The organism is Spirillospora sp. NPDC049652, from assembly GCF_040675125.1.
Taxonomy (GTDB): Bacteria; Actinomycetota; Actinomycetes; order Streptosporangiales; family Streptosporangiaceae; genus Spirillospora.
The window spans coordinates 1-15,005 of sequence record NZ_JBFAOF010000078.1 but is presented as its reverse complement, the minus strand read 5'-3'; the positions used below and the strand labels follow the sequence as shown (position 1 = coordinate 15,005).

The window sequence follows — 15,005 nt, the reverse complement described above, 5'->3', positions numbered from 1 at the left end:
AGCCGGCGGCGCATCCCGGCGATGCCGAAGCCCCGGGCGTCCTCGACGGCGAACCCGCGCCCGTCGTCGGTGACCTCCAGCTCGACGCGGTCCGGGTGCCGGGTCAGGACGACCCCGACGGTCGAGGCGTCCGCGTGCTTGCGGACGTTCGCCAGCGACTCCTGGGTGCAGCGCAGCAGCGCGATCCGGGTGGTCTGGTCGCCGTCCACCTCGTCCAGCTCGGCGTGCACCGCGAGGCCGGTGTCCTCGGCGAACCGGTCGAGGGTGCGGCGCAGCGTGGCGGTCACCGACCCGGACGCGATCGTCTCGTGCGGCGACGAGCCGACCAGCACCCGCGCCTCGGCGAGGTTCTCGCGGGCGATGCGCTCGATCGTCGCGAGCTGCTTGGACGCGTCGTCCGGCGCGGACCGCACGTCCGGGCGGGCGGCCTCGGCGAGCACGACGATCGACGCGAAGCCCTGCGCGAGGGTGTCGTGGATCTCCCGCGCCATCCGCTCGCGCTCGGCCGCCGCGCCCTCCTTGCGGTGCGCCTCGGCGAGCGCCGACCGGGTGTCGGCCAGCTCCGCGCCGAGCAGCTCCGCGCGCCGGTCGGCCCGGTCGAGCAGCCGCTGCACGGTGAGCGCGAGGACCGTCCCGGCGCCGTAGCCGACCACGGTGACGACCGCGTTGCCCTGCAGGTCGCCGCCGCGCAGCAGGTCGCCGGTGAGGGCGGCGGCCACGGCGAGGGTGCTCAGCCACACCGGGTCCCGGACGGTCCGCGCGTGCAGCCAGAACATCGGCAGGGAGGCGATGAACAGCGTCGCCGCCCCGTCCCGCAGGTAGGCGACCGCGCCGATGCCGGCCGCGAGCACCCAGAAGAACCAGGGGGAGCGTCCGGGGAAGCGCCGGGCCGCCGCGTAGGCGAGGCCGAGCGCGATCGGGACGCCCGACGACCAGGCCCGGGTCCCGGCCGGATCGTCGTGGGCGGCGACGACCTCGGGAGCGAGGCCGAGGAACGCCCAGAGGACGGTGTTCCAGCGCAGGAGGCGAGCCTGGTCATCGGTGAACCGCACGTCGGTCACCTTACGGGGCGCATCGTCCGGTTCGTCCCGCCGTCGACGGCGGTGCCGGCCGGGCCCGCCGCGTCCGCCGCGTGTGCCGTAGCGCGGGTTCCCCGGGCACGCCGGGAGGGCCACCACGCGGCCTCGCCGAGCAGCAGCATCATCGCGGGCAGGACCACCAGCCGGATCACGAACGCGTCCAGCAGCACCGCGACCGCGAGGCTCAGCCCGAACTGCTTCATCTCGATCAGGTGCAGCGGGACGAAGCTCGCGAACACCGTCATCATCACCACGGCCGCGCTGGTCACCACGCCCGCCGAGGCCCCGATCCCGTCCAGGACGGCCCGCCTCGCCGGCACCCCGCTCCGCACCAGCTCCTGGACCCGGCTGAGCGTGAAGACCTGGTAGTCCATCGAGAGCCCGAACAGGATCACGAAGAGGAACAGCGGCACCCGGGACCCGACCGACCCCATCGAGGTGAACCCGAGCAGCCCCTCGGCCCAGCGGTGCTGGAACACCGCCGCGAGCACGCCGAGCGACGCCGCCGCCGACAGCAGGTTGAGGACGACTCCGACCAGCCCCATCACGACCGACCGGAACGCCAGCACCGTGATCGCGAACGTGACCAGCAGCAGCGCGCCCAGGATCAGCGGCAGCCGCTGCTTCTGGTGCTCGGGGTAGTCGGCGTACCGGGCCACGTCGCCGGTCACCGCGACGTCGGCGCGGACCTTGCCCACGGTCGCCGGGATGTGCACCGCCCGCAGCCGCTTCAGCGAGTCCTGCGCCCGCTGCTGGCTCGGGTACGCCGGGACCGGGACCTCCAGCATCGTGATCCGGCGGTCGGCCGAGACCCGGACGCGCGTCCGGCCGTCGAACAGCGGGTCGGCCTTGACCCGTCCGGCGAGCGCGTCCAGCTCGGCCGCCACGTCGGCCTGGCGCGACGCGTCCGCCCGGACGACGACCTGGTTGACCGCCTTGAGGTCGGGGAACGCCGCGTTCACCTTGTCGAACGCCCGCATCGCGGGCAGCTCCCGCGAGTACGTCTCGCGGCCCACGTCGGTCAGCTTCATGGAGGTCATCGGGGCGGCGAGGACGAGCAGTCCCGCGACCGCGAGCCCCAGCATCGCCGCAGGCCGGCGGGCGACGGCGCCGAGCACCGAGCCGGTGAGCCGTCCCGGGCCCTGCGCGCGCTCCGCGGTCCGGCGGCCGCGCCGCGAGGGGCGGTCCGCGCGCCGGGCGCGGCGTCCGCCGAGCTTGGCGAGCAGCGCGGGAAGGACGGTCAGCGAGCTGACCACGGCCGCCATCGCCACCACGATCGCGCCGGTCGCCAGCGACCCGAAGATCACGTCGTCCGCCAGGTACAGCGTCGCGGACGTCACCGCGACCGCCAGACCGGACACGACCACCGCGCGGCCGGACGTCGCCGCCGCCAGCTCCACCACGGCCGCCGACGACAGCGTCCCGTCCGCCTTGGCCCGTTCCTCCCGGTCGCGCTTGAGGTAGAAGAGCGTGTAGTCGACCCCGACGGCCATGCCGATGAGCAGGATGACGTTCATGCCGACACCCGCGTCGGGGAAGACGTGCGAGGCGACCATCGACAGCCCGACGCCCGCCGCGATCGACGACACCGCCAGCAGCAGCGGCACGACGGCCATCACCAGCGACCGGAAGACGAGCAGCAGCACGAGCAGCGTCACCGGCAGCGCGAACAGCTCGGTCCGGAAGAGGTCGGAGCCCCGCTGCCCCTGGACGTCCTTGCTGATGGACGGGCTGCCCGCCTCGTCCACGGCCAGGTCGGGGTTGGCCCGGCGCACTTGCTCGGTCTGCGCGAGCACCGGATCGACGTGCTTCTTGCCCTCCAGCTCGGGCCCCTTCAGCGTCACGTCCACCCGGACGGCCCGCCCGTCGCCCGACCAGACCGGCGCGCCGACCGACTCGACCTCCGGCAGCCGGCCCATCCGCGTCCGGACGTCCTGCGCGACGGCCGTTCCCCGCGCCTTGTCGAGCGGCGACGTCCCCTTGGCGGCGATGAGGACGCGCTCCAAGGCCCGCTGCTGGAGTCCGCCCTGGGCGGCGTACGCCTCGCCCCGTCCCGCCTCACCGACCCAGAAGTCCTTGGCCGTGGCCGCCTGGCCGCCGAGGGAGATCCCGGCGCCGAGGCAGACCGTCACGAACAGAAGCCACCCGGCGATCGCTCGCCACGGGTGATGGGCGCTCCACCGCGCCACTCGAACTGAGGGGTTCTTCATACCGAAAAGCCTGGCCGGAGGGCCCTTTCCGCCGACAGGCTCGACCGGTTGAACCTCGTGTCCACCGACCGGTGGACACGAGCGCGCCGACCGGGGCGAAAAGGGTGTGACGGGTGATCGGCCCGCCTGCTACCGTCCTGCACGGCCGTGAAGCCGACCGAGGAGGTGAGACCCGTGAACCCTGTGACGACATGGGTGCTCCCTCTCCACGCCACGGCAGGCTGACGCAGACGTCGCCGGGAGCTCCCGCATCCCGAAAGGCGACTGCCATGCGATTCACCACCCGGACGTCCACCGACGGCGTCATCGAACGCGAGTTCACCCTGGACGGCGACACCGCCGTCACCGGCGTCCTCTGGACCCCCGAGGTCCCGGCCGAAGGCGCCCCCCTCATCCTCATGGGTCACAGCGGCGGCCTGAGCAAGCGGTCCCCGGGCATCATCGCCCGCCTGGACCCCTTCGTCGCCCGGCAGGGCTTCACCGTCGCGGCCATTGACGCCCCCGGACACGGCGACCGGCCGCGCAACGCCCGGGACCAGCGCTGGGTGGCCGCCATGATGCGGGCCCGCGAGGCGGGCGAGCCGATCGGCCCGATCGTCGGGGAGTACAACGCGTCCCTGGCGGAACGGGCCGTCCCCGAATGGCGGGCGGCCATCGACGCCCTCCAGGACCTTCCCGGCATCGGGCGCGAGACCCCGATCGGCTTCGGCGGCATGACCCTCGGCACCGCCGTCGGCATCCTCCTCATGGCCGAGGAGCCCCGGATCGGGTCCGCCTCCTTCGGCTCGGTCCTCGTCTTCGACGCCCTCCTCGAGGCCGCGAAGAAGATCACCGTGCCCGTCCGCTACCTGCTGGCCTGGGACGACACGGAGATCCCCCGCGACACCGGCCTCGCGCTCTTCGACGCGTTCGCCTCGCCCCACAAGACCCTCCACGCCAACCCCGGCCCGCACAGCCGGACGCCCTGGCACGAGATCGAGTCCGAGACCGCCTTCCACCTCCGCAACCTGAGCCCCTTCACCCCGCGCTGACCGCTCGCGACGAGCGCCGGACCCGTTCGCGGGTCCGGCGCTCGGCCGCGTCTGACGAAAGGTGAGGGAGCCAAGTCATGTACCGGATACGTCTGATTGCTGGCGATTAGGCTGCCGTCCCGAGTGGCCGCGTTGTTCGAGGGAGAAGTGATGGGCATGCCGGACGACTCCGGAAGACCGACCCTGCTGGTCAGGATGACGGCCAAGCTGAAGGGGGAGGTCCGGGCGGACACGCTCGAATCGTTCCGGCGCGCGGGCGGCGTCGCCTACGGGGAGATGCAGAAGGCGGAGGCGCTCCGCCAGAGGCTCGCCGACGAGGGCGCGAACCTGTGGCACGTGGAGCCGGGTGTGTCGAGCCAGCTGCTCTGCTCGTGGAACGCGTTCGTCCTGCAGTCCATCGGCGAGAACCTGCTGGACGCCGACTACAGCGCCGACCCGAGGACGGTCGGGTTCGTCCCGCCGGTCACGCACACCCAGGTGACCAGCTGCTTCGACCAGGTCGAGACCTGGTCGTCGCGGGCGCGGCAGGCCGCCGGCAACACCTCGCTCGACGTCTCGGCGACCGTCCGGCTGCCCGCCGACCTGCCCGAGTGGGCGGAGGCCGCGCCGTGCCCGCTGCCCCACCTGCGGGGGATGCTCGCCGCGGCGCGCTCGGTCCGGCAGCACGCCGAGGTGGCGCTCGGGGTGTTCGAGGCGTCCGTCCAGGACGCCGAGAAGCACGCCCGCGACCTGCAGCGGCTCCGCCAGCTCGCGGCCGAGGGGAGCACCGCGGCGGACTACGCCGAGGGCCTGCTGGAGGCCGACCCCGACCCGAACCTGCACGAGGCGATCGAGGAGCGGCTCCAGCGCGCGCTGGAGGCGTTCTACCACCTGGGCCAGCTCACGGCGATGCCGTCGCTGATCGGCCGGTACGACGCCGGTCCGGTCAAGGTGGCCACCGAGCGGAAGCTCGCGACGCCCGACTCGTCCGCGTTCGACCCGTGGTGCCTGACCTCGCCGCGCGAGCGCGCCAAGTGGCGCAAGGACCCCCGCGCCCACCAGTCGATCAAGGAGCTGTGGGAGTTCGACCCGAAGCCCGCGGCCACCCTGCGGATCCAGGACGAGATCAACGCGGCCTTCGCGGCCAAGGCGATCGACTACGCCAAGAACGGCTCGGGCTCCCTGCTCGGCAGCTACTTCTGCTGCCCGTGGGGCGCGATCTACGTCGTCCGCCGGCCCGTGACGATCAACGGCCGCCGGCTGCGCCAGGGCCAGCAGTTCACCTACGAGGTGGACGCCGACGACGTCCCCAAGGGCGGCGCCTTCATCCGCCGCCTGATCGTCGGCTCGTTCGCCCCCACCGACGACGTCGAGTACTGCGACCCGGACGGCGAACACCAGTTCTGACCCCGCCTCCGGAATCGCCGGCCCCGGGTCTCCGCCCCGGGGCCTGGGCTCCGCCCCGGAGGCTCCGTCGAACGCGCGCCAGTAGCATCCCGGCCATGGCCATGTTCGTGCATCTGACGCCGGCGGCGAACGTGAGGCGCATCCGGCGGGCCGGGGTCCGGGCGATCAGTCACGGGCACGGCGGCGTGCGCGGTGTGTACTGCTTCCCGGTGCTGCCGTCGTACACCCTCACCCACCAGTGGCTGCGCGAACTGGCCCGGTTCGGCGGGCAGGGCGGGCTCGTCGCCGTCCACGTACGGCTGGACGACGCCCAGGAAGTGCTGGCCGGGCATTACGCGGACCGGGCACGGGACGCCCGGTCCGCCGTCTCCGCGGCCGAAGCCGTCCGGCGGATCGCCGAACTGGACGACCCGCGAGGGTGGGAGGTGTTCGTCCCCCGCGCGGTCCGGCCGGACGAAGTGCACCGGATCCGGAGCGCGCCCCAGGTCGCGGGCTGGCGATACCGGCCGGACGCCCACGGGGTGCGCCCCTGCACCTGCTTCGGATGCCAGGGGAGGGGAGAGTACGGAGCGCGCCGCCTCCGCGAGCGGCTCCCGCATCCCCTGGACGGCCCGTCCCCACCGCCCCGGGTGCTGCTCGCCAGGGTCGCGGCGGCCGGCGACCCCGGTGACCCGGCCGCGTTGCGCGAGGCGCTGCACTGGTTCGGCCGGCGTCGGCGGGGCCCGCTCGCCGAGCTGGCCCACCTCGCCGCGCACCCTGATCCGGGTGTGCGGGAGGACCTGGTGTGGGCGGTCGCGGGCTGGACCACCCCCGGCGTCGCCGCACTGCTCGACGGTCTCGCTAGCGACCCCCACCCGGACGTCCGGGAGGCGGTGGAGGCCGTCCGCGAGACGTAGCGGCTGCAGCCGTCCTCAGACCGGTGCGGGCTGTGCGGGTTGTGCGGACGGCGCGGTCAGCCTGGTGGCGCGGGCCAGGACGGCGACGGCGGCCGCGCCGCCCAGCCCGATCGCGGTCAGGACGAGCCAGGTCAGCCAGAGCATGTGATGGCGTCCGGTGACGTCCCACAGCGCGCCGGTGCCCAGGTTGCCCAGGGTGATGCCCAGGCCGGAGACGGTGTTGTAGAAGCCGTAGTGGGTGGCGACCAGGCGGTTCCCGGACAGCGCCACCACGGTGTCCATCTCCAGCGGGTAGACCACCGCGCCCGCAGCCGCCAGCCCCGCCACCGCCGCGACCAGCGCAATCCCCATCAGCGCCGTGTGCGGCATTGAGGCGGCCACAACGAGGGGCAGGAACGCCACACCCATCGCGGCCAGGCCACGCACGAGGGCTTGCTCGGGACGCCAGCGGCGTTTGGCCCAGCCCGTCAACCGCATCTGTCCCAGGACCGCCACCGCCGCGGACACCACGAACAGCGCGCTGGTGGCACCGGCGGCGGCGTCCCCGAGCGTGGCCGTGGCGGCCAGCGGCAGCGCCAGGTAGACCTGGAAGTTCAGGACGTAGGAGCCGATCATCGCGACGGAGAACAGCAGGAACGGCCGATTGCGGATCACCTGCCGCCACTGCGCCGCCACCCCGTCCACCGGCCTTCCGTCCGTCTCCCGCTCGCTGCGGCCGTCGCCGCGCCGGGCGGGGAGCGCCCGCCACTGCACGACGGTCAGCGCGGCGAAGACCAGGGCCGCGGCGGTGCAGACCAGCCGGAAGTCGGCGGTCAGCAGCACCAGCCCGACCGGGGGACCCGCCAGCATCCCGGCCTGGTAGTAGACGTTGAAGGTCGCGAAGCCCTCCACCCGCCGGTCGGCGGCCTCTGCGGCGAGGTACGCCCGGACCGCCGGGTTGAACAGCGCTCCCGCGAGCCCGGTCGCCGCCGACGCGATGATCAGCGCGGGCAGCGCCTCCACCCAGCCGAGCAGGGCGAACCCGCCGGTGCGCAGCAGGCACCCGGCGATGATCGGGGCCTTGTACCCGTACCGGTCGGCCAGCGTCCCGCCGAGGAGGAACATGCCCTGCTGGGACAGGTTGCGCACCCCCAGCACCAGCCCGACCGCCCACGCCGCCAGCCCCAGGTCACCGGCCAGGTGCGCCGCCAGGTACGGCATCAGCATGTAGAACGCCAGGTTGATGGCGAACTGGTTCGCCATCAGCAGCCGCGCGGCGGGCGGGAACGACCGCGTACTGCGCCACACCGCGATCACAGTCCGTCCCCCGCCCGGTCGGCGGCGAGCGGGTCGGTCACGGTGGTGCACCGCGTCCAGGCGGTGACGGTCCGCGTCCCCGGATGGGCGATGCGGTCGGGTTCCGCCGGCGGGACGTGCTCCAGCAGGTCGTGCTCCCGGCAGTAGACGTCGCTGAACACGGTGCCCGCGTAACGCTGCGGGCCGTCCGGGAAGACCGCGGCGATCCGGGTCTCGGGAGGAAGGGTCTCCGCCAGCCACCGCGCGGTCAGCGCGACAGCGCCGACGCTCCAGCCGCCGGTCGCGTAGTGGCAGCGCGCCAGCCGACGCGCCGCCCACACGGCCTCGCCCGCGGCGACCCAGTGCACCTCGTCGAACAGTTCGTACGCGACGTTGCGGGGATGGATGCTGCTGCCCAGCCCGCGCATCAGCCGAGGCGCGGCGGGCTGCCCGAAGATGGTCGATCCCGTCGTGTCGACCCCGACGACCCGCAGGCCGGGGAACACCTGGCGCAGCACCGAACCGACCCCGGCCGAGTGCCCGCCCGTTCCGACGCTGGCCACGAGCACGTCGATCCGTCCGAGCTGGGCGATCAGCTCGTGCGCGAGGCCCCGGTACGCCGCGACGTTGTCGGGGTTGTTGTACTGGTCCGGGCACCACGCACCCGGCAGCGTGGCGAGCAGCGCGGCGACGGCGTCGCGGCGGGCCTGCTGCCAGCCGCCGACCGGATGCGGCTCGGTCACCAGGCACACCCGGGCTCCGTAGGCGGCGAGCAGGCCGCGCATCATGGGCTCCATCCCCGGGTCGGAGACCACGGTGACCGGATGCCCGAAGGTGATCCCGGCGAGCGCCAGGCCGAGACCCAGCGTCCCGGAGGTGGACTCCACGATCGGCGCGCCGGGGGCCAGCTCGCCGCGCTCGCGGGCGGCCCGCACCATGTGCAGCGCGGTGCGGTCCTTGATCCCGCCGGGGTTCGCGCCCTCCAGCTTGGCCCAGAACCCCCGTCCCGGACGGGTGAACGGTTCGCCCACCCAGAGCACCGGGGTGTTGCCCACCAGCCCGGCCGGCGTCGGCGCGGCCGGTGCGGACGCGGCCAGCAGCCCCGCGGGGGCAGCGGTCATGACATGCATCAGCGGATCTCTTTCGACGGCCCGCCCGCGAAGGCCACGAGGCGGGAGAGGGAAGGTGACGTGCCCGGCCGCCGTCCGGCACACCTCCAGGGGCGTGCGGGCGGCGCGTCCCTTCTAGATCCGCCAGACTCCGAGGACGGCCCGCTCCCTGACCGCCGGCGAGCCCGAGCCCGCCGACCAGCCGTCCCGCCGATGCCCCTTCAGCGCCGCGACGTCCGGCCCGACCACCGCGACGACGGCGCAAGGCGCCCCGAGGACCGGCTGCTGCCGAAGCGCACCGACCCCGTCATCCACGCAATGCGCCTGGTCAACCGCAGCCTGAGCAGCCCGCTCGACCCCCAGGCCGTCCTGCACCACGGCAGCGGCGGAGGGCGTCAGCACCGGCATCGCATCCACCGGCGAGGCCCCGGGCCCATGGGCGCACCCGAGCAGATGCACAACGGAGGCGACGAGCAACACCACCCGCGCCACCCGCGCCCACTTAGTACCCAGGCCCACCACGTCGCACAGTGTAGCTATGCAACTCCGTTGTGTATCAGCGCTGGTGCTGTGCCCGCCGGACGAACGTCCTGGGCCTACGGGGATGAAAGACCCCGAAGCCGGACGGCTTCGGGGTCTGAACCGACATCACTCGTCGGTGACTACGCCCATGCGGGATCACGGCCGGTCAGGCCGAGGACGCGGTCCAAGGCGGACGCGCCGGCCGGAACCGGGACCTGCGGTCCGTACATGCCCATCGCCCGCCCCTGCTCCACGCCGGCGAACACCGTGTCGTGCAGATGCGCCAGCAGGTCGGCGGGCAGTTCCAGCCGCTGCCCGGTCGCGACCGCCAGGTCCCAGCCGTGCATGGCCAGCTCGCCGGTGATCATGTCGCCCAGGACGGGCGCGGGCAGCGTCTGCGGTGTGCCCATGTCCGTCTCGCCCTCCCAGGCGCTCGGCGGCGCCCACGACGACGTGATGTCGTCCAGCAGGGCGAGCAGGCGGCCGCGCCAGTCGCCGGCCGTCAGGTCCACATCGGACTCGGTGGCCGCCGGCCGCGGAACGGACTCCTTGCGGCCGCCCCCGGCGAGCGACGGCCCCCAGAACAGGAGGTGGTTGACCAGTGCCCGCACGTCGTACTCCGTGCACGGAGTCCTGTTGGCGAGCTGGTCGTCGTTGATGGTGCCGACGACTGCGGCCATGGCCGCGGCGGCGTTGGACAGATGTGACATGGCAGCGACGCTAGGTTTCCCAGGCCGGAGGGGTATTGAACAAAGGCGACATACACTTCGCCGGGTGGAGCGCGACGTTCGTGAGCTGCGCGGTGCGTGGACCAGGTATCAGCGCCACACCTTCCACGAGCCGTCCCCGGCGCTCGCGCCATGGGTGGAGCGGTACTGGGAGGCCCGGTGGGACTACGCCGAGCCGTACCGGCAGAAGATCGTGCCGTACCCGAATGTGCACCTGTCGTTCGGCGGCGGCCGTGCGGACGTCAGCGGCGTGTGCAGCGGCTACCGGATCCAGGTCCTGGAAGGGCGCGGCCACGTCTTCGGCGTCGCGTTCCGGCCGGGCTGCTTCCGCCCGCTCCTTGGCGCCTCCGTCTCGACGATCACCGACCGCACCGTCCCGGCGACCGAGGTGTTCGGCCCGGACCTGCCCACGACGCTCGACGTGCCGACCGTGGACGCGTTCCTGCTGGCGCACCTGCCCGACGACGAGCCCCGGGTGCGCCAGGTGGCGGCCGCGGTCAAGCTGATCGCCCAAGACAAGGCCGTGACCAGGGTCGAACACCTCGCCGGCGAGCTCGGGCTGAGCGTGCGGGGGCTGCAACGGCTGTTCGCGGAGCACGTCGGCATCGGGCCCAAGTGGGTGATCCGCCGCTACCGCCTGCACGAGGTGACCGCGCGTATGGCCGCCGGCGGGGCGATCGACTGGGCCGCGCTGGCGGCCGACCTCGGCTACGCCGACCAGGGCCACTTCATCCGCGACTTCAAAGGCATGTTCGGCGAGCCGCCGACCTGGTACGCGCAGCGGTACTAGTCCGCCCGATGCCCCCGCGCGCGGCGTCCTGTAACTGATCGACTACTTTGGGTGGTCGCAGTGTTCGTTTCGGTGCTCACCCGATATGCGGTCGCCCAAGGTGGCCGTGCGGGTGGGGCGCAGGGGGAGGGAGCAGTACATGGGAGCCACGCTTTCGGACGATCTGAAGAAGTTCGTGGACGACAACCCGGTGTTCGTGACGGTCGCCACCGTCCAGCCCGACGGCAGTCCCCAGCTGTCGGTGGTGTGGGTGAAGCGGGACGGTGATGACCTTCTGTTCTCCACGACTGTGGGCCGCCGGAAGGAGAGGAACCTCCGGAGGGATCCACGCGTGACCGTCATGATCAACCCGCCGGACAACCCCTACACCTACGCCGAGGTCCGCGGTTCGGTGACCATGACCACCGAGGGCGGGCAGGAGCTGATCGACGAGCTGTCCCGCAAGTACACCGGCAAGGACTACGCCGACTTCAACCCGGCCTCGGCGGAGGACTCGGAGCGCGTCGTCGTCCGCATCACGCCCCAGAAGGTCGTCGGTTCACTCTGAGTTCCCAGGTCGGTGACCTGGGAACTCGCGGGGCGGGCGTCAGGGGAGGGGGCGGAAGAACTGGCGGATGTCGCCGATGAGCAGGTCGGTGGCGTCGTGGGCGGCCCAGTGGCCGCCCCGGTCGTACTCGCTCCAGTGGACGATGTTGGCGTGGTCGCGGTCGGCGAACTTGCGGACGGCGCGGAAGTCGTAGGCGAACGACGCCAGGCCCAGCGGGATCGTCGTCCGCTCGCCCTGGCTTTCGCCCGCGTGCGTCGCGAACCAGTCGCGGTTCTCGTAGTAGAAGCGGGCCGAGGACGCCGAGGTGTTGGTGAGCCAGTAGATCGTGGCGTTGGTGAGGATCTCGTCGGGGGTCAGCGCGTCGCCGAAGAGCTGGCCGATCCAGGCGAGCTGTCCTGCGGGGGAGTCCGACAGCGCGTGCGCGAGCGTCTGCGGCTGGGCGGCCTGGGAGCGGTCGTGGATGGCGTGCTCCACGAACGCCTGCCCGAACCGCAGGTAGCCGATCTCCTCCGGGGTGAGGCCCTCGAACTCGCCGGGCTCGCCCTTGGGGAACGAGAAGATCTGGTTCACGTGGACGCCGGTCACGTGGGCCCGGTCCAGCTCGCCCAGGATCGGCGAGATGATCGCGCCCGCGTCGTTGCCGTGGGCTCCGTAGCGGTCGTAGCCGAGGCGGGCCATCAGCTCGGCCCAGGCGGCGGCGGTCCGGGCGGCGTTCCAGCCGCGCGTCCTGGTCGGGCCCGAGAACCCGAAGCCGGGGATGGACGGGACGACGACGTGGAACGCGTCGGACGGGTCGCCGCCGTGAGCGCGCGGGTCGGTGAGCGGGCCGACCAGGTCCAGGTACTCGACGAAGGTGTTGGGCCAGCCGTGCGTGAGGATCAGCGGGGTGGCGTCCGGCTCGGGTGAGCGGACGTGCAGGAAGTGCACGAGCTGGCCGTCGATCTCGGTCGTGAACTGCGGGAAGGCGTTGATCTTGGCCTCCCACTCGCGCCAGTCGTACTTCTCCAGCCAGCGGGTCACCAGCGGCCGGACGTAGGACCCGGGCACGCCGTACTCCCACCCCGGCTGCGCCGGGCCCTTCTGGACGCCGTCGGTGACCTCGGACTCGGGCAGCTCGTCCGCCCAGCGGGTGCGGGCCAGGCGGTCCCGCAGGTCGTCCAGTTCCGACTGCGGGACGTCGATGTGGAAAGGCGTGATCTCGTTGCTCACAGGATTCCCTTCGTAGGGGTTCTGACCTGCAGAAGCCTCGCCGAGGGCGGATCGGCGGGGTAGTGCCTGGCGCACGGGTTCCGGTGCGGTCCGCAGCCTTCCGGGTGGGACGTGCACGGCCCGGCGTGCAGAATGCACAAGATCGACGGCCGCGGCGTTTGGGGGATGAGTGATCCGGACCCGTGACCCCCTGCGGCGGCCTTGGGCCCACGGTCCTGTTCCTCGTCTGCCTCGCCCTGTGGTGCTGCTACCGGGCGTGGAACCTGCTGGTCGGCAGCGACTTCATCAGGCCCGTGGAGATCCTGCCCGGGCTCCTCGCGACCGCCGGAGCCGTCGTGCTGACCGGCCTGACGGCGGCGATCGCGTTCGGCGCCCTGCCGCGCCGGTGGGCGCCGGCGGCGCTGGCGCTCCAGACGGTCCTGGCCTTCTGGCCGTACGTCCTCACCGGTGAGGCGTGGTGGGCGGCGTCCGCGCTGGTCGTGACCTCGCTGCTGCTGGTTCTGGACGGCGGGTGGGGCCGGCTGCTCGCGGGCCTCGTCGTCGCCGCCGAGTTCCTCGTCCAGGCGGTCTGGCGGAACCCCCACCGTCCCGTCTTCGCCGTCTACTGCGCCATGGTGACCCTGACGGTGGGGCTCGCGTTCTTCGCGATGGCGCGGCTCACCCGGTACGCGGCGGAACTGCGCGCGACCCGGGCGGAGCTCGCCCCGCTGGAGGTCGCGCGGGAACGACTGCGGATCGCGCGCGGCCTCGACGCGGCGCTCGGGGAGCGGCTGGCCCTCGTGCTGGCGCTGGCCCGCGCGGCCCGGTCCGGCCAGGACGCGGGCACGCCAACAGGGCAGGACGCGGGCACCCCGACAGGCCAGGACGCGGGGGCGAGGCCACGCGCGGGGACGGACGCGGCAGCGGATCGGACCGCGCGGATCGTGGAGGTCGCGCGGACGGCGCTGGCCGAGGTCAGGACCGTCGCCGCCGACCAGCGTGAACGGTCACTGGATGACGAGGTCGAGGCGGCGCGCTCGGTCCTGGAGGCGGCCGGGGTCGCGGTCGCCGTCGAAGCATCGCCGCTGCGCCTGCCCGCCGCCGAGGACGCCGCGTTGGCGGCGCTCCTGCACCAGACGGTCGTCGCCGTCCTGCGGGCCGAACCCCCGGCGCGCTGCTCGATCGCACTGGACGCGCCGGGTGTGCTGACGGTGTCCTTCCCCGGCTCGACCATCGACCTCCGCGACGCCCTTCAAGGACCGGCCGAGCGGATCGCCGAGGTCGGCGGACGGATCGAGACGACGCCGTCGTCCGTGCGGGCGAGCGTCCCGGCCCGCCCGCGCCGGGACGGCCGGGAGTCCGGAACGGCGCCGTGGCTGGCCTGGTTCGTCCTGCTGGCCTTCGAGATCGACCACATCGGCACCACGCTGGTCGCCCTGTACGACGGCGGTTCGGACTTGGTCGGGATCACGTGGGCCCGGTACCCGGCGGCCTTCGCCGTCCTGCCGCTGGTCGCCGTGCTCCAGCTCCGGCACGTCTTCCCGCGCGAGGACGGCGCGCCGCCGCCCGCCCTGCGGACGTCCCTGCTGCTCCAGATCGGCCTGCTCGCCGCCGCGTTCCTGGTCATCGGCCCGAAGATGCCGACCAGTTACGGGGCGCTGGCCGCGGGTGTCGTGCTGTTCCACGGGCGTCCGCCCTGGTCGTGGGGCACGGCGGCGGTGCTCGTCGGCCTCCCGGTGCTCCGCGGATACCAGGTGGGCGCGGGCTGGGCGTGGGCGCTGAGCAACCTCTCCAACGCCGTCATGGTCGTGATCATGGTCTACGTGCTGTGCCGCCTGCCCGTCGCCATCGCGGCGCTCGCCGAGGCCCGCCGGAAGGTCGCGCGCATGGCCGTGGTCGAGGAGCGGCTGCGGATCGCCCGCGACGTCCACGACCTGATGGGCTTCCAGCTCTCCGCCCTCGTCGTCAAGGGCGAGCTGGCCGGACGGCTCGCGGACCGGGACCCGGACGCCGCGCGGACGCAACTGGACGAGCTGGTGACGCTGGCCGAGGAGGCGCTCGCGTCGGTGCGGTCGATCGCCCGCGTCCGCGCCTCGCTGTCGCTGCCGGCGGAGATCGGGACCGCGCGCTCGATGCTGACCGCCGCCGGGATCGAGGTGCGCGTGGACGCGGACGACCCGCCGCCCGGCGTGGAGGCGTCGGCGGCGGCCGTCGTCCTGCGGGAGGCCGTGACCAACATCGTCC

General features: G+C 73.2%; 13 protein-coding genes. 6 read left to right on the top strand and 7 right to left on the bottom strand.

Annotated elements, in window-relative coordinates:
• The coding region (locus AB0J52_RS08395; protein WP_500180903.1) for a sensor histidine kinase at nucleotides 1-1,052 on the bottom strand (1,052 nt) is incomplete at its 3' end.
• 5 nt (nucleotides 1,053-1,057) lie between these two features.
• Entirely contained in the window at nucleotides 1,058-3,289 is a 2,232-nt protein-coding gene (locus tag AB0J52_RS08390; protein ID WP_500180902.1) for an MMPL family transporter, read from the bottom strand.
• Between the two features lie 269 nt (nucleotides 3,290-3,558).
• On the opposite strand from AB0J52_RS08390, the gene AB0J52_RS08385 reads away from it, so the two are divergent.
• The 3 genes from AB0J52_RS08385 to AB0J52_RS08375 all read left to right on the top strand — a co-directional run bounded on the left by AB0J52_RS08385 (nucleotide 3,559) and on the right by AB0J52_RS08375 (nucleotide 6,602).
• Nucleotides 3,559-4,320: a dienelactone hydrolase family protein gene (locus AB0J52_RS08385; RefSeq protein WP_500180901.1), complete on the top strand. Its 762-nt coding sequence runs from the start codon at nucleotides 3,559-3,561 to the stop codon at nucleotides 4,318-4,320.
• Between the two features lie 150 nt (nucleotides 4,321-4,470).
• Nucleotides 4,471-5,706, top strand: a complete 1,236-nt coding sequence (locus AB0J52_RS08380) for a hypothetical protein (RefSeq protein WP_500180900.1) — start codon at nucleotides 4,471-4,473, stop codon at nucleotides 5,704-5,706.
• Nucleotides 5,707-5,801: 95 nt separating this feature from the next.
• Nucleotides 5,802-6,602, top strand: a complete 801-nt coding sequence (locus tag AB0J52_RS08375; RefSeq protein ID WP_500180899.1) for a HEAT repeat domain-containing protein — start codon at nucleotides 5,802-5,804, stop codon at nucleotides 6,600-6,602.
• A 15-nt stretch (nucleotides 6,603-6,617) separates the two neighbouring features.
• Here the strand turns inward: AB0J52_RS08375 and AB0J52_RS08370 are convergent, their stop codons facing one another.
• From AB0J52_RS08370 to AB0J52_RS08355, 4 genes are all read right to left on the bottom strand, one after another.
• Complete coding sequence (locus AB0J52_RS08370) at nucleotides 6,618-7,889, bottom strand: MFS transporter (protein WP_500180898.1); 1,272 nt, start codon at nucleotides 7,887-7,889, stop codon at nucleotides 6,618-6,620.
• Nucleotides 7,890-7,894: 5 nt separating this feature from the next.
• Nucleotides 7,895-8,998, bottom strand: a complete 1,104-nt coding sequence (locus tag AB0J52_RS08365) for a PLP-dependent cysteine synthase family protein (RefSeq protein WP_500180897.1) — start codon at nucleotides 8,996-8,998, stop codon at nucleotides 7,895-7,897.
• A 123-nt stretch (nucleotides 8,999-9,121) separates the two neighbouring features.
• Entirely contained in the window at nucleotides 9,122-9,508 is a 387-nt protein-coding gene (locus AB0J52_RS08360) for a hypothetical protein (RefSeq protein ID WP_500180896.1), read from the bottom strand.
• A gap of 140 nt (nucleotides 9,509-9,648) precedes the next feature.
• Nucleotides 9,649-10,218, bottom strand: a complete 570-nt coding sequence (locus AB0J52_RS08355) for a TIGR03086 family metal-binding protein (RefSeq protein ID WP_500180895.1) — start codon at nucleotides 10,216-10,218, stop codon at nucleotides 9,649-9,651.
• 64 nt (nucleotides 10,219-10,282) lie between these two features.
• On the opposite strand from AB0J52_RS08355, the gene AB0J52_RS08350 reads away from it, so the two are divergent.
• Both AB0J52_RS08350 and AB0J52_RS08345 read left to right on the top strand, forming a co-directional pair.
• On the top strand, nucleotides 10,283-11,026 hold the full coding sequence (locus tag AB0J52_RS08350) for a DUF6597 domain-containing transcriptional factor (RefSeq protein WP_500180894.1): 744 nt from the start codon (nucleotides 10,283-10,285) through the stop codon (nucleotides 11,024-11,026).
• Nucleotides 11,027-11,165: 139 nt separating this feature from the next.
• Complete coding sequence (locus AB0J52_RS08345; protein WP_500180893.1) at nucleotides 11,166-11,573, top strand: PPOX class F420-dependent oxidoreductase; 408 nt, start codon at nucleotides 11,166-11,168, stop codon at nucleotides 11,571-11,573.
• Between the two features lie 39 nt (nucleotides 11,574-11,612).
• On the opposite strand, the gene AB0J52_RS08340 is transcribed toward AB0J52_RS08345, so the two are convergent.
• Nucleotides 11,613-12,782 (bottom strand): epoxide hydrolase family protein, encoded by a 1,170-nt coding sequence (locus AB0J52_RS08340; RefSeq protein WP_500180892.1) that lies wholly within the window; start codon nucleotides 12,780-12,782, stop codon nucleotides 11,613-11,615.
• A 182-nt stretch (nucleotides 12,783-12,964) separates the two neighbouring features.
• Here AB0J52_RS08340 and AB0J52_RS08335 point away from each other — a divergent pair.
• A partial coding sequence (locus tag AB0J52_RS08335; RefSeq protein ID WP_500180891.1) for a sensor histidine kinase occupies nucleotides 12,965-15,005 on the top strand: 2,041 nt, incomplete at its 3' end.

Excerpts from the sequence above, each read along its gene's own strand:
- AB0J52_RS08385 (WP_500180901.1), top strand. The coding sequence starts at position 3,559 with ATGCGATTCACCACCCGGACGTCCACCGACGGCGTCATCGAACGCGAG.
- AB0J52_RS08375 (WP_500180899.1), top strand. The coding sequence starts at position 5,802 with ATGGCCATGTTCGTGCATCTGACGCCGGCGGCGAACGTGAGGCGCATC.
- AB0J52_RS08355 (WP_500180895.1), bottom strand. The coding sequence starts at position 10,218 with ATGTCACATCTGTCCAACGCCGCCGCGGCCATGGCCGCAGTCGTCGGC.
- AB0J52_RS08390 (WP_500180902.1), bottom strand. The coding sequence starts at position 3,289 with ATGAAGAACCCCTCAGTTCGAGTGGCGCGGTGGAGCGCCCATCACCCG.
- AB0J52_RS08380 (WP_500180900.1), top strand. The coding sequence starts at position 4,471 with ATGGGCATGCCGGACGACTCCGGAAGACCGACCCTGCTGGTCAGGATG.
- AB0J52_RS08345 (WP_500180893.1), top strand. The coding sequence starts at position 11,166 with ATGGGAGCCACGCTTTCGGACGATCTGAAGAAGTTCGTGGACGACAAC.
- AB0J52_RS08365 (WP_500180897.1), bottom strand. The coding sequence starts at position 8,998 with ATGACCGCTGCCCCCGCGGGGCTGCTGGCCGCGTCCGCACCGGCCGCG.